General features: G+C 70.2%; 12 protein-coding genes. 5 read left to right on the plus strand and 7 right to left on the minus strand.

What is annotated here, in order from left to right; genetic code table 11:
- The first annotated feature begins 24 nt into the window (after positions 1–24).
- Positions 25–1,377, plus strand: coding sequence for an aldehyde dehydrogenase family protein (locus IEZ09_RS03350; RefSeq protein WP_189251993.1), 1,353 nt, complete (start codon positions 25–27; stop codon positions 1,375–1,377).
- On the opposite strand, the gene IEZ09_RS03355 is transcribed toward IEZ09_RS03350, so the two are convergent.
- Genes IEZ09_RS03355 through IEZ09_RS03380 form a run of 6 tightly spaced genes read right to left on the minus strand, consistent with a single transcriptional unit; the run spans position 1,361 to position 7,961 of the window.
- A complete protein-coding gene (locus IEZ09_RS03355) occupies positions 1,361–2,590 on the minus strand; it encodes a UDP-glucose dehydrogenase family protein (RefSeq protein ID WP_189251994.1) in 1,230 nt (409 codons plus the stop codon). The genes IEZ09_RS03350 and IEZ09_RS03355 overlap by 17 nt on opposite strands.
- Positions 2,542–3,423, minus strand: a complete 882-nt coding sequence (locus tag IEZ09_RS03360) for a glycosyltransferase family 9 protein (RefSeq protein ID WP_189251995.1) — start codon at positions 3,421–3,423, stop codon at positions 2,542–2,544. The genes IEZ09_RS03355 and IEZ09_RS03360 overlap by 49 nt, the downstream gene beginning before the upstream one ends.
- Complete coding sequence (locus IEZ09_RS03365) at positions 3,420–4,319, minus strand: glycosyltransferase (RefSeq protein ID WP_189251996.1); 900 nt, start codon at positions 4,317–4,319, stop codon at positions 3,420–3,422. The genes IEZ09_RS03360 and IEZ09_RS03365 overlap by 4 nt, the downstream gene beginning before the upstream one ends.
- The gene (locus IEZ09_RS03370) at positions 4,316–5,911 is read right to left on the minus strand and encodes a carbamoyltransferase family protein (RefSeq protein ID WP_189251997.1); all 1,596 of its coding nucleotides are present in this window, start codon (positions 5,909–5,911) and stop codon (positions 4,316–4,318) included. Before IEZ09_RS03370 ends, IEZ09_RS03365 begins: the two co-directional genes overlap by 4 nt.
- A gap of 9 nt (positions 5,912–5,920) precedes the next feature.
- Positions 5,921–6,838 carry an NAD-dependent epimerase/dehydratase family protein gene (locus IEZ09_RS03375; protein WP_189251998.1) on the minus strand — a complete coding sequence of 306 codons (918 nt, stop codon included), beginning with the start codon at positions 6,836–6,838 and terminating at the stop codon, positions 5,921–5,923.
- Positions 6,828–7,961 carry a zinc-dependent alcohol dehydrogenase gene (locus IEZ09_RS03380; RefSeq protein ID WP_189251999.1) on the minus strand — a complete coding sequence of 378 codons (1,134 nt, stop codon included), beginning with the start codon at positions 7,959–7,961 and terminating at the stop codon, positions 6,828–6,830. The genes IEZ09_RS03375 and IEZ09_RS03380 overlap by 11 nt, the downstream gene beginning before the upstream one ends.
- Before the next feature lie 90 nt (positions 7,962–8,051).
- On the opposite strand from IEZ09_RS03380, the gene IEZ09_RS03385 reads away from it, so the two are divergent.
- From IEZ09_RS03385 to IEZ09_RS03400, 4 genes are read left to right on the plus strand one after another with little or no spacing between them, the layout of a single operon-like run.
- Complete coding sequence (locus tag IEZ09_RS03385; RefSeq protein ID WP_189252000.1) at positions 8,052–9,026, plus strand: cation diffusion facilitator family transporter; 975 nt, start codon at positions 8,052–8,054, stop codon at positions 9,024–9,026.
- 34 nt (positions 9,027–9,060) lie between these two features.
- Positions 9,061–11,343, plus strand: a complete 2,283-nt coding sequence (locus tag IEZ09_RS03390; protein WP_189252001.1) for a molybdopterin oxidoreductase family protein — start codon at positions 9,061–9,063, stop codon at positions 11,341–11,343.
- Positions 11,343–11,804 carry a hypothetical protein gene (locus IEZ09_RS03395; RefSeq protein WP_189252002.1) on the plus strand — a complete coding sequence of 154 codons (462 nt, stop codon included), beginning with the start codon at positions 11,343–11,345 and terminating at the stop codon, positions 11,802–11,804. Before IEZ09_RS03390 ends, IEZ09_RS03395 begins: the two co-directional genes overlap by 1 nt.
- 1 nt (position 11,805) lies before the next feature.
- Positions 11,806–13,296 carry an MFS transporter gene (locus tag IEZ09_RS03400; protein ID WP_189252003.1) on the plus strand — a complete coding sequence of 497 codons (1,491 nt, stop codon included), beginning with the start codon at positions 11,806–11,808 and terminating at the stop codon, positions 13,294–13,296.
- Here IEZ09_RS03400 and IEZ09_RS03405 read toward each other — a convergent pair whose 3' ends face one another.
- On the minus strand, positions 13,297–13,869 hold the full coding sequence (locus IEZ09_RS03405; RefSeq protein ID WP_370467629.1) for a hypothetical protein: 573 nt from the start codon (positions 13,867–13,869) through the stop codon (positions 13,297–13,299).
- Positions 13,870–13,965 lie beyond the last annotated feature (96 nt).

The raw sequence follows: 13,965 nt of genomic DNA on the forward strand, positions 1-13,965 counted from the left end.
TGCGCCAACGGGTACCCGCGAGCCATGACCGCCATGCACGCCATCGATGTCCACAGCCCCCTCGACGACCAACTGGTCGGTTGGCTTCCCGCCGCCAGGGAGGACGACGTGACCGCCGCGCTCGCGGCCGCCCGCGCCGCCTGGCCGGACTGGGCGGCGACACCCGCCGCGGAACGGGGCGCGGCGGTCAAGGCGGCCGCCGCGGCGCTGCGGGAACGGGCGAGCGACCTGGCGACGGTGATCGAGACCGAGACCGGGCGGCCGTTCGCGTCGGCGCGTGAGGGCGTGCTGGCGGGTGCGGGGACGCTGGAGCAGTACGCCGAGCTCGGTCCAGTCCATCGTGGACGGTCGTTGCTCGGCTCCGCCGTCGACTTCATGGTTCCCGAACCGCGCGGCGTGGTCGTGGCGCTGACGCCCTGGAACGACCCGATCGCGGTGGCCTGCGGGCTGCTGGGTGCGGCGTTGGTGACCGGCAACGTCGTGGTGCACAAGCCGAGCGAACGCTGCCCGCACACCGGACTGCTGCTCGCCACCGTTCTTCGGCCCTGTTTCCCCGCCGGTGTGCTGCAGACGCTGGTGGGCGACGGACAGGTGGGCTCCGCACTGGTGAGTTCCTCCGAAGTCGACGTCGTCGCACATGTCGGCAGCACCGCCACCGGCCGCGCGATCGCGCAGGCTTCCTCCGCGAAGTTGTTGCTGGAGAACGGAGGCAACGACCCGTTGCTCGTCGACGACGACGTCGACCCGGTGTGGGCGGCGGCGCAGGCGGCGCTGGGCGCCTTCACCAACGCGGGCCAGCTGTGCACCTCCGTCGAACGGATCTACCTGCACAAGGCGATCGCCAAGCCGTTCCTGGAGGCGCTGTGCGCCCAGGCGCGGTCGTGGAACGAGAATCCGCAGCCGCTGGTCGACATCCGGCACCGGTCGTTCGTGCACTCGCAGGTCGCCGACGCCGTGGGGTCGGGGGCCACGGCGCTGGTCGGCGGCTCGGTTCCGGAGGGCCGTGGCGCCTACTACCCGGCGACGGTGCTGGCGAACTGCTCGTCGGCCATGCGGGTGATGTGCGAGGAGACGTTCGGCCCGGTCGCGCCCGTGCAGCTGGTGTCGTCGTTCGACGAGGGCCTGGCCGAGGCGTGCTCCGGTGAGTACGGCCTGGCCGCGACCGTGCTGACCAGCTCGATGGAGCACGCCCAGCGGGCGTGGCGGTCGCTTCCGGTCGGCACGGTGAAGGTCAACGCCGTGTTCGGCGGTGCCCCCGGTGGCGCGGCCCAGCCGCGCGGCGCGTCCGGCACCGGATTCGGTTACGGCCCCGAGCTGCTGGACGAGATGACCACGACCAAGGTGGTCCACCTCGGTCTGCCTAACGGCCTGTCCTGATCAGGTGGAACCCGGCCTCGCGCACCTTCTCCTCCGGCAGCACGTTCCTGGTGTCGAAGATGCGCGGGCCGGCCATCCGCCCGGCCAGCTCCGGCCAGTCCAGTTCGGCGAACTCCGGCCACTCGGTCAGCACCACCAGCATGTCGGTGCCCGCCGCCGCCTCCTCCGCGGTGCTCCTGGTGCTGATGTTCGGCCGGTCCTCGCCGACGCACGGGTCGTAAGCCGTGAGCTCGGCGCCTTCCTGCGCCAGCAGCCGGGCTACGACGAGCGCCGGTGAGTCGCGCAGGTCGTTCGTGCCCGCCTTGAACGTGAGGCCGAGCAGCCCGATCTTCGCGCCGTGCAGCGTCCCGAGCTCCTCGCGGATCCGGTCGACGACACGCTGGGGCTGATGGCGGTTGGCGCTCACCGCGGCTTCGAGGGTGGCGAAGTCGACGCCGGCGGCCTTCGCCGTGGCGAGCAGTGCGAGAGTGTCCTTGGGCAGACAGGATCCGCCCCATCCAGGGCCGGGCTGCAGGCACGACGCGCCGATCCGGTCGTCCAGCCGCATGCCCTCGGTGACGCCGTCGATGTCGGCGTCCAGGTGCTCGCACAGCTCCGCCAGCGTGTTGACGTAGGACAACTTCAGCGCCAGAAAGCAGTTGCTCGCGTACTTGACCAGCTCTGCGCTCGTGTTGTCGGTCAACACCGCCGGTGCCTTCGTCGGCGCGTAGAGCTCGGCCACCTCGTGGGCCTGTCGTTCGTCCTGCGCTCCGATCACGATCCGCTGGGGCCGCAGGAAGTCCTCGACGGCGTGGCCTTCCCTGAGGAACTCCGGGTTCGACACGACACCGGGGTGCTTTGCCGCCGTGCCGACCGGCACCGTCGACTTCAGCACCACGCGGGTCCCGGCCGGCACCTCGCTCAGCACCTGCTCGACCGCCGACAGGTCGGCCGCGCCGTCGGGCCCGGTCGGCGTCGGCACGCAGACGAAGGCGAAGTCCACATCGGACAACGCGGAGGCGTTGTCGGTGACGAACTCGAGCCGCTCGCGGTTGCGCGCGACCAGTTCGCCCAGCCCCGGCTCGTGCAGGCCGATCTCGCCCGCCTTCAGGGCCTCGATCTTGGCCGCGTCCGCGTCGGCGCAGATCACGCGATGGCCGAGGTGCGCGAAGCACGCGGCCGTCGTCAGGCCGACGTAGCCCGCGCCGACGACGCCGATTCGCTTTGCTCGCACAGGACACCTCCTACCGCGTCGAGAACTTCGTCCACTGTGATCCGGAGCAGCCCCGGATCGGGTTCGTCGGCGAACGTGTCGCCGGTCTCGCCGTGCCACAGCACCTGGTGCGGGCCGCGGCGCGGGCCCCAGAGACGGGGCGGGACCGGGCCGAACAGCAACACCGACGGTGTGCCGTAGGCGGTGGCGACGTGAGCCACGCCGGTGTCGCCGCAGATCACCAGGCGGGCGGTGCCGACCAGGTCCATGAGCTCGGCGAGAGTGCCGGAGAACGGCTCGGGGCCGACCCAGCGGGCCAGGTCCCGCTCCCCCGGCCCGGCGGTGACGACCACCTCGGACTCCAGTGCCCGCGCGACGGCCGCGTACCTCTCCACCGGCCAGCGCCTGGCTCCGGTGCTCGCACCGGGATGGATCACGACCGGACCGGTCCGGTCGCCGACGGGCTGCAGCCGGAAGTCGTCCGGATCGCACCGGATCCCGTTGCGCTGCAGCAGATCGCACCACCGCAGCACCTCGTGCCTGCCGACCGGCCAGTCCCAGCCCTCGTAGGTGATCAGCTCGCGCGGCCTCGTCGCGAGCAGCCTCTCGACGCTCTGCGGTCCCCTGCCGTGCAGGTTCACCGCGAGGTCCGGCCGCTCGAACGCGATCGGCGCCAGCTCCTGCGTCGGCAGCAGCCGGTCCACCGCCTCGATCCGGTCCACCGCGTCGCGCAACCACTCCGGCGCCGCCAGCGTGATCTCCGCGCGCGGGAACGCCGCCCGCAACCCGCGCAGCGCGGGCACGGCGGTCAGCAGATCACCCAGGCCGAGGGCCCTGAGCACGAGAATTCTCATGACCGCACCCGCCGATACCGCAGCTCGCCCCTCAGCCGGTGCACACAGGCGGCGGGCGGGATCAGGGCACTGGTCACCACCATCCGCACCACCTCGTCCGGTGTCCGCGGCCCTGGCGCGATCCGCTCGGCCGCGAACCACCCGGTCAGCGCGGCCCACGCCGCGCTGAGCCCCACGGCCGCGCGCCGCCACCCCAGGAGTCCACAAAGGACAGCGCAGAGGCCCGCCGCCGTGGTCACCACGTGAGTCCGGAGCCGTCCTCGCTGACCGCCGATCCGCGAGCGCCAGCGCGATCCGACCAGCCGCCGCATCAACGCGTCGTCGGCGTTCCCGCGCTGCTGGTCCACACTCGTCATGAACGTCGCGGGCTTCACCGGGTGTGTCGTGACCCGTGCGCCGCGCACGATCCGGTAACCGAGTTCCTGCACGCGCAACGCCAGCTCGGCGTCCTCGCGGTAAGCCCGCCGGAACCGCTCGTCGAAGCCGCCCGCCCGCGCCAGCGCCTCCCTGCGGTACGCCATGTCGGCGGTGATCCAGCGGGCCGTGGCGAGACCTGCCGTGCCGCGTTCGGCGTCGGTCGGGCGGCGATCAGCCGGCAGCGGCACGACGATCCTGGCCTGGCTCGCGCCCACGTCGTCGGGCAGATCGGCCAGGTCCGCGTGCAGCCGGGCCTTCCAGTCGGGCGGGATCACCACGTCGTCGTCGAGGAACGCCACCCAGTCGCCGCGTGCCTCGCGCCAGCCGGTGTTGCGGGCGGCGGCGGGGCCGAGGCCGGTCTCGCGGTCGTCCACCACGATGATCTCGCACGGTTCCGGTCCGTCGCCGGAAACCAGCGCGTCCAGCAGGACGTCCAGGTTCGGGCGGCCGACGGTCGGGATCACGACGGAATAGCTCATCGGCGCACCACGTACGGGCCGATGGCGAGCAGGTCGATCGGGGACGAGCCGAAGCACTCCAGCGCGTCGCGCGGGCTGTCGACCATCGGACGGCCCGCGGTGTTCAGGCTCGTGTTCACGACGACGGGGACACCGGTCCGCGCCTCGAACTCGCGCAGCATGCGTTCGAGCAGCGGGTCGCCGGCCACCGTCTGGGCCCGCGCGGTGCCGTCGACGTGCACGACCGCCGGGATCCGCTCAGTCCACTCCGGACGGACGTCGTGCACGAAGAGCATGTAGGGGCTGGGAATCGGGCCGCGCGAGAAGATGGCCGCGGCCCTCTCGGCCAGCACCATCGGGGCCACCGGGCGGAACTGTTCGCGGCCCTTCACGTCGTTCAGCCGGGTCAGGTTCTCGGCGAAGCACGGGTTCGCGAACAACGAGCGGCGCCCCAGCGCCCGCGGGCCGTACTCGCTGCGGCCCTGGAACCACGCCACGATCCTGTTCGCGGCGAGCGCCTCGGCCACCTCCACCGCGACGTCCGCCGGCTTCTCGAACGGCACGGCGGCGGTCCGCAGCACCGATTCGATCTCCTCGTCGGAGAATCCCCGGCCGAGATCGGCGCCCGGCATCGCCTCGACCCGGTCGGAGGAGATGGCCAGCGCCGCGCCGAGAGCCGTTCCGGCGTCACCGGCGGCGGGCTGGACCCACACCTCGTCGAACGGTCCCTCCGCGAAGATCCGCGTGTTGGCGACGCAGTTCAGCGCCACGCCGCCGGCCATCGTCAGCCGCTGTTCCCCTGTGCGGTCGTGCAGCCACCGCACCAGCTCCAGCAGCACTTCCTCCAGCCGCACCTGCACGCTCGCGGCCAGTTCGGCGTGCTCCTGCGTCAGCTCGTCGTCCTTCTTGCGCTGCTTCGCCAGGGAGTTCCAGTCCAGCGGCCGGATCTCGAAGCCGCCGTCGTGCACCAGCACATGTTCCCGCATCAGGTCGAGGTGCACCGGCTTCGCGTGCGACGCCAGCGCCATGACCTTGTACTCGTCGCTGGATCGCAGGAAGCCCAGGTGCTCGGTCAGTTCCTCGTACATCAGCCCGAGCGAGTGCGGCAGCCGTTGCGACGCGAAGGTCGTCAGCTCCTGGTCGACGTACCGCCCGGCGAGGTGGGAGCCGCACTCGCCGCGTCCGTCCGAGACGAGCACCGCGCAGTTCCCGCCGAACGGCGCGGCAAGCCCGGTGGACGCGGCGTGCGCGACGTGGTGCGGCACGAACCGCACGATCTCGGGATCCAGACCCGGCAACGACGTCGCCAGGAACTGCGGCGCCTTGCGGGCGTACGTCGTCCGCAGGTCCTCCCACGGCGCGTACTCCGCGTCCACCAGGGACGGATCGTAGGAATACGCCACCGCGTCGAGGTCGGACGCGCTCAGCCCGGCCTGCTCCAGGCACCAGCGCGCGGACAGCTCCGGCTGTTCCCACGCCGAGAACGGCACGGGGCGTTTGCCGTGCTTGCGGCGGGAGAACCGTTCCTCCTCCGCCGCCGCGACGATCTTGCCGTCGACCACCACCGCCGCAGCGGGGTCGTGGAACACCGCGTTGATCCCGAGAACTCGCATGAACTGCGGCTACCCGGCGAACTCCCGGGCAAACGAGCGAAGTCCTTCCTCCAGCGGAACGGTCGGCCGCCAGTGCAGAACCTCCTGCGCGAGAGTGATGTCCGGCCGGCGTCGCCGCGGGTCGTCGGTCATCGACTCGACGTGCCGCACCACCGACGAACTTCCGGTGACCTCGATCGTCTTGCGGGCGACGTCCAGCACCGTGACCTCGGCGGGGTTGCCGAGGTTGATCGGGCCGGGATGATCGCTGCGCGCCATCGCGAGCAGCCCGCGCACGAGATCGTCCACATAGCACAGCGACCGGGTCTGCAGCCCGTCGCCGTGCACCGTGAGCGGCTCACCGGCGAGGGCCTGTCTCAGGAACGTCGGGATCATCCTGCCGTCGTTCGCCCTCATCCTGGGCCCGTAGGTGTTGAAGATCCGCACGATCCCGGCGTCGACACCGTGTTCGGCCCGGAACGCCACCGTCATCGCCTCACCGAACCGCTTGGCCTCGTCGTAGACGCTGCGCGGCCCGATCGGGTTCACGTGCCCCCAGTAGGACTCCCGCTGCGGATGCTCCTCCGGGTCCCCGTACACCTCGCTGGTGGACGCGACGACCACGCGAGCACCCTTGCGGCGGGCCAGCTCCAGCGCGTGGTACGTGCCGAAACCACCGGCGCGCAACGTGTCCAACGGCATCCGCAGGTAGTCGGCAGGCGACGCGGGACACGCGAGGTGCAGGACGAGGTCGACGGGGCCGAGCAGGTCCAGCGGGCGGGACACGTCGGCGGCGACGACTCCCACACCGTCCGGCACGTTCTCCCGCGATCCGGTGCGGAAGTCGTCGACGCACACGACCTCCGCGCCCTCCGCCAGCAGCGCCTCGCAGACGTGCGAGCCGAGAAAACCTGCACCGCCCGTGACGACGACCCGCTCAGGCGACATCGAGCACCGTCTTCAGCCAGCCGTCCTCGCGCAGGTCGAAGGACCGGTAGGCGTCGATCGCGGAGGTGGGCTTCTCGTGCCTGGTGATGAACGCGGTCGGGTCCACCGATCCGGTCTGCACCATCGTCAGCAGGCGCGGCAGGTACCGGCGGTGGTTGCAGTTGCCCATCCGCATCGTGAGGTTCTTGTTCATCGCCTGGCCGATCGGGAAGTCGTCGAACCCCGGCGGGTAGACGCCGATGATCCCGATGGAACCGGCCTTGGCGACCAGCTCGACCGCCCAGTCCAGCGCCAGTCGCGGCGCGTCACCCGGCTTCCACTGCTCGTCCGTGCGCCGCCCCGGCTCCTCCGCGTCGACCCCGACCGCCTCGATCACGCGATCCGGTCCGATCCCGCCGGTCAGGTCCCGCACGACCTCGACGGGATCCTCCTCGTTGAAGTTCACGGTCTCGGCGTTCTGGCCGCGCGCCAGGTCCAGCCGCGACGCGATCCCGTCGACGACGATCACCCGTCCGGCGCCCTGCCGCTTCGCCGACGCGATCGCGAACTGCCCGACCACGCCCGCGCCCAGCACGAGCACGGTGTCACCGGAGCCGACCTCGGCGAGGCGTGCGCCGAACCACGCCGTCGGGAAGATGTCGGACAGCAGGATCGCCTGGTCGTCGGTCACCCCGTCCGGCACCCGCACCAGCGTCGTCATCGCGTGCGGGATCCGGGCGCGCTCGGCCTGCAGGCCGTTGACCGGCCCCGTCGCCTTGGGCCCGCCGAAGAAGCACGTGCCGGCGGAGGGTCCGTTCGGGTTCGCGGTGTCGCACTGGGCGAAGTACCCGGCACGGCAGTAGGAGCACGTACCGCAGCCGATCGTCGACGTCACCACCACGCGGTCGCCCGGCGTGAACCCGCGCACGGCGCTGCCGACCTCCTCGACGACGCCGACGGCCTCGTGCCCGAGAACCGTGCCCTCGACCATGTCCGGCATGGTGCCGCGCACCATGTGCAGGTCGGTGCCGCAGATCGCGCTGCGGGTGATCCTGATGATCGCGTCGGTCGGCTCCTCGACGCGCGGATCGGCCACCTCGTCCAGCCTGATGTCGCCCACGCCGTGCCACACGACAGCCTTCACTTCGCTTCTCCTCCCGTTTGTCGGCTGGTTCCCCCAGATCGGCGGCGCAAACACGTGTCGCCGTGGCCGTCGACGGGTAGCCGGGGGCACATGGCCGGATCCGACCGCAGCAGGTTCACCGTCCTGCTCGCCCTGCTGGCGAACGCCGGTGTCGCGATGCTGAAACTCGTCGCCGGGCTGCTGTCCGGCTCCGGTGCGCTGCTCTCGGAGGCCGCGCACTCCGCCGGTGACACGTCGACCCAGATCCTGTTGCTGACGGCGGTCAGGAGATCGGAACGGCCCGCCGACCAGCGCCACCCGTTCGGGTACGGCAAGGAGCGGTATTTCTGGTCGTTGCTGGCCGCGTTCGGGATTCTCGTCTCCGGCGCGGTGTTCTCGCTCTACGAAGGCGTGCACACGATCATTTCGCCGCACGAGCAGAGCGCCTACGTGTGGGTGAACTACGTCGTGCTCGCCATCGCGTTCGTCATGGAAGGCACCTCGCTGGTGCAGGCGACGCGGCAGGTCCGCGACGAAGCCGAGGAACACGAGCACTCGATGGCCGCGCACCTGCGCGGCACCGACGATCCGGCGCCGCGGGCCGTGTTCACCGAGGACCTCGCGGCGGTGATCGGCATCGTGCTCGCGGCGGCCGGTGTCGGACTGCACCAGCTGACCGGGTCGGCGGTGTGGGACGGGATCGCGTCGATCCTGATCGGTGTGCTGCTGGCCGTGGTGGCGGTGCTGCTCGGCCGGGTCTGCAAGGGTCTGCTGATCGGCCGCCAGGCTGATCCGCGACTCGTGCGGGCCGTCTGGGAGCACGTCGAACGGCAGCCGGAGGTCGACGATCTGGTCGACGTCCAGACAATGCTCACCGGAACGGACAAAGTACTCGTATGTGCACGAGTCGACTTCATCGACAACTATTCCGCCGGTGACGTGGAACAGGCCTGCATTCGCATCGACAACGAACTGCGCGAGCTCTTCCACGACGTCGACGAGGTGTTCATCCAGCCGGTACCCAGGACGAACGCCGATTTGCGGCAACGCGTTCTGCAACGCTACGGCAGGGTGCTGACCGACTGAGTTTCATTCCAGGAACGCCGGGTATTGCTCGTTCGTGGATCGCATCGCCGATGTATGGGGACCACGCACTCCGCACGGACGAGAGACCGACTGGCCGGTCCGGGTCGACCAGCAGCTCGCGGACGGGATCGGTGAGTCCGATGTGGACCGTTGGGTCCAGTCGGCGTGCGTGTTGTGCAGCAACGGGTGCGGCTGCGACATCGCGGTCAAGGACGGCCGCATGGTGGGTGTTCGCGGACGTGCGGCAGACATCGTCAACCACGGCAGGCTCGGCCCGAAGGGGCTTTTCGGCTCGTGGCAGGCACATCGCACGGACCGCCTCACCAAGCCGTTGATCCGCCGCCACGGCGTGCTGGTCGAAACCGACTGGGACACCGCCATGAACGAGGTGGTGCACCGGTCGCAGGAGCTGCTGGCCGAGTCCGGCCCGTCGTCGCACGGCTTCTACACGAGCGGGCAGCTGTTCCTGGAGGAGTACTACACCCTCGGCGTCATCGGCAAAACGGGCATCGGCACACCCCACATGGACGGCAACACCAGGCTGTGCACGGCAACGGCGGCAGCGGCGTTGAAGGAGTCGTTCGGCTCTGACGGCCAGCCCGCCTGCCACGCCGACATCGACCTGTGCGACGCGCTCTTCCTGTTCGGGCACAACATGGCCGCGACGCAGACCGTGATGTGGGCGCGTGTGCTCGACCGTCTCGCCGGACCGGAGCGCCCTCGGGTCGTCGTCGTGGATCCGCGCCGGACGCCGGTCGCCGAGTCCGCCGACGTGCACCTGGCGCCGTTGCCCGGCACGAACCAGGCGTTGCTGAACGGCCTGCTGCGCGCGGTGATCGAGCACGGCTGGATCGACCACGACTACATCGCCCGGCACACCCTCGGGTTCGAGGAGCTGAAGTCCACCGTCGAGCCCTACACGCCCGAGCACGTGGCCGAGATCTGCCGCATCTCCCCCGTCGACCTGCTGCACGCCGCCGAGATCTTCGGCACCTCGCGGCGGGTGCTCTCGACCGTGCTGCAGGGCTTCTACCAGTCGCACCAGGCGACCGCCGCGTCGTGCCAGGTCAACAACCTGCACCTGATCCGCGGCATGATCGGCAAGCCGGGCGGGGGCGTGCTGCAGATGAACGGCCAGCCCACGGCGCAGAACACCCGCGAGACCGGCGCTGACGGCGACCTGCCCGGTTTCCGCAACTGGGACAACGAGGAGCACGTCCGGGAGCTCGCGCGGCTGTGGAACGTCGACCCGCTGACGATCCCGCACTGGGCGCCGCCGACGCACGCGATGCAGATCTGGCGGTACGCCGAGCAGGGCTCCATCAGGTTCCTGTGGATCTCCGCGACCAACCCCGCCGTCTCGCTGCCGGAACTCGCACGCATCCGGGACATCCTGCGCAAGGAGGACCTGTTCGTGGTGGTGCAGGACGGGTTCCCCACCGAGACGACCGAGCTCGCCGACGTGGTGCTGCCCGCCGCGCTGTGGGGCGAGAAGCAGGGCACGTTCACGAACCTCTCGCGCGTCGTGCACCTGTCCGAGCAGGCCGTGGAGCCGCCCGGCGAGGCACGCAGCGACCTGGACATCTTCCTGGACTACGCCTCCCGCATGGGTTTCCGCGACCGCGACGGCGACCCGTTGATCAAGTGGAAGGACGCCGAGGGCGCGTTCGACGCCTGGCGGGAGTGCAGCCGCGGCCGTCCGTGCGACTACACCGAGCTGACCTACGAGAAGTTGCGCGGTGGCAGCGGAATCGCCTGGGGTCCTGAGCGGCTCTACGCCGACGGCCACTTCCCCACGGCCGCCGACTACTGCGAGGACTACGGCCACGACTTGCTCACCGGCGCGACGGTGACGCCGACCGAGTACAAGGCGCAGCGGCCGGACGGGCGGGCGTTCCTCAAGGCGGCCGAGTACCTGCCGCCCCACGAGCAGGCGAACGCCGAGTACCCGTTCCTGTGCACGACCGGACGTTCGGTGTACCACTTCCACACCCGCACGAAGACCGGCCGCTCGCCGGAACTGCGCCGGGCGGCGCCGGAGCCGTGGGTCGAGATGTCTCCCGAGGACGCGGCAGAGCTCGGCTTCAGCGACGGGGACGTCGTGCTGGTCGAGTCGGAACGCGGCAGCGTCGAGGTTCCGGTCCGGATTGGACGGTGCCGGGGCGGCGTGGTGTTCCTGCCGTTCCACTACGGCTACTGGGACGTCGAGCCCGACGGGCACCAGCGTGCGGCGAACGAGCTGACGCGCACCGAGTGGGACCCGGTGTCGAAGCAGCCGCTGTACAAGATCAGCGCCGTGCGGATCAGGAGGACCTGATGCACCTGGCGACCTACCTGGGACTGCTGCACACGTCGCTGCGGACGCTGGCCGGCGCGTTCCGCGAGGTGGCGAAGGGCCACGGCGAGGAGCCGGACGTCCGGAGCACCTGTGAGGTGCTCGCGAACCGGCTCGACGGCCAGGTGGAGAAGCTCGGACCGATCGTCGACCGCTACGGCGAGCACCGCGAGTCCGAACCGGAACGCCTGCACGCGGCCGAGTTCGAGCAGACCCGCGGCGGCGCCGTCGGACTGCTGCGCGACCTGCAGGACCTCTACGCGCTGGCGTCGTTCACCGACATCACCTGGACCGTCGTGGGCCAGGCCGCACAGGGGTTGCGCGACGAGGAACTCCTGAACGTCGTGAGCTCGTGCGAGAAGGACACCGCACGGCAGCTCGCATGGCTGAAAACGAGGATGAAGCAGAGCGCACCGCAGGCGCTCATCGCGGCGAGGGGATGAAATGGAAACTGGGGTGCGGACGCTGATTCCCGCCAGAATCGACAGGCTTCCGTGGTCGCCCTTCCACACCCGCATGGTCGTGGCACTGGGTGTGGCGTGGATCCTGGACGGCCTGGAGATCACCGTCGCGAGCGCGATCGCGGACACGCTGACCAAACCGGAAACCCTGCACCTGTCGTCGACCGCGGTCGGCCTGCTCGCCACCGTGTACCTGATCGGCGAGGTCGTCGGCGCGCTGTTCTTCGGCCATCTGTCCGACAAACTGGGCCGCCGCAACCTGTTCATGCTGACCCTGGCGGTCTACCTGGCCGGCTCCGGCCTCACCGCGTTCACCCTGGGCAACGGCGCGGGCTGGCTGGTCTTCCTGTACCTCACCCGGTTCATCGCGGGCATGGGCATCGGCGGCGAGTACGCGGCGATCAACTCCGCGATCGACGAGCTCATCCCGGCGCGGTACCGGGGCCGCGTCGACATCGCCGTCAACGGCACGTACTGGGCGGGCGCTGTGCTCGGCACGCTCGGCTCGTTCATCCTGTTGAACCAGGTCGACCTCTCGCTCGGCTGGCGGCTCGGGTTCCTCATCGGCCCGGTGCTGGGCCTGGTGATCCTCGTGGTGCGCAGGCATCTGCCGGAGAGCCCGCGCTGGCAGATCATGCACGGCCGCACCGAGGCCGCCGAGCGGTCGATCACCCAGATCGAACGCGAGGTCGAGGACACCGGCAGGACGCTGCCGCCGGTCGACGAGAAGAAGGCGATCGAGGTCAAGCCGGCCGAGGAGATCGGCTACCTGGCGCTGGCCCGCGTGCTGTTCCGCGAGTACCCGTCGCGCGCGGTGCTCGGAGCCACGCTGATGATCACGCAGTCGTTCCTCTACAACGCGATCTTCTTCACCTACACGCTGGTGCTCGGCAAGTTCTACGGCGTCTCCTCCGAGACCACTCCGCTCTACCTGATCGCGTTCGCGGTGGGCAACCTGGTCGGGCCGTTCACGATCGGGCACCTGTTCGACACGATCGGCCGCCGCGCAATGTTGTTCGGCACCTACGTGATCTCCGGCGCGTTGCTCGGCGTCACGGCCGTGCTGTTCTACACCGGGATGCTGAACGCGATCACGCAGACCGTCGCGTGGTGCGTGATCTTCTTCTTCGCCTCCGCCGGCGCCAGTGCCGCGTACCTGACGGTGAGCGAGATCTTCCCGCTGGAGGTGCGGGCCAAGGCGATCGGCGTGTTCTTCGCGATCGCCCAGTGCTTCGGCGCGCTCGGGCCGGTGATCTACGGCGCGTTGATCGGCACCGGCGAACACCCCGTGCGGCTGTTCGTCGGGTACCTGGTCGGCGCGCTGGTGATGATCTCCGGCGGGCTGGTCGCGCGGTTCCTCGCGGTGGACGCGGAGAACAAGTCGCTGGAGGACGTCGCGCTGCCGCTGTCCGCGACGGCACGCCGGCGTGGCCGCACCCGTGCCGAGGGCGCGGCCTCACCGTTCTCCACGTAGCTAATACACGCAGGGTGGCCGGTAACCGTCGATCCTCAGGCCCTGGAACTCGAGGTCGTTCGGCGTCTTGCCGACGAACACCAGACCGCGGGCGTCGTCGAGCGCCTCAGCGAGCGGGTAGGCGGGCTTGCCGAGTTCCGGCAGGGTCGTCCAGTACCGCTCGGCGAAGCTGAAGAACCTCTTCACCAGCCTGCCGCCGGTCGACGGGATCCTGGTGACCCACTTGTCGCCGCCGCTCCAGTGCGAGGCGGGACGCAGCTGGACGTGGAGGTCGGCCGTGGCGCGGTAGGTCATCCAGAAGCCGCGCGACTCGGTGAGGTCGGCCTGGGCCTCGAACCTGTTGCCCAGCCACACGACCATGACGTGCCAGTCGTGCGCCAGGAACTTGATCTTCGCCGAGTAGTCGTGCCTGTTCCTGGGCACGAGGATGCTGCCGGTCGCGGGCTCGGTGGCGCCTTCGCCGCTGGCGAGCCACTGTTGCAGCCGGTCGATGGACGGGGTGTCGCACTCCCTGCCGTGCGAGGCGTTGGCCGTGGCGGTGGAGCCGAGCAGGAACAGCGCGCACGCGATCACCGCGATGCGGCCGGGCGTCGAATTCAAGCGCATCTCGCGGACCGTAGCGGAAATTGGTTGAACCATTCTCCGTTCACGGTTGACCGCGTGACCTGG

Origin of the sequence: Lentzea flava (genome assembly GCF_014648475.1) — a bacterium.
Lineage (GTDB): Bacteria > Actinomycetota > Actinomycetes > Mycobacteriales > Pseudonocardiaceae > Lentzea > Lentzea flava.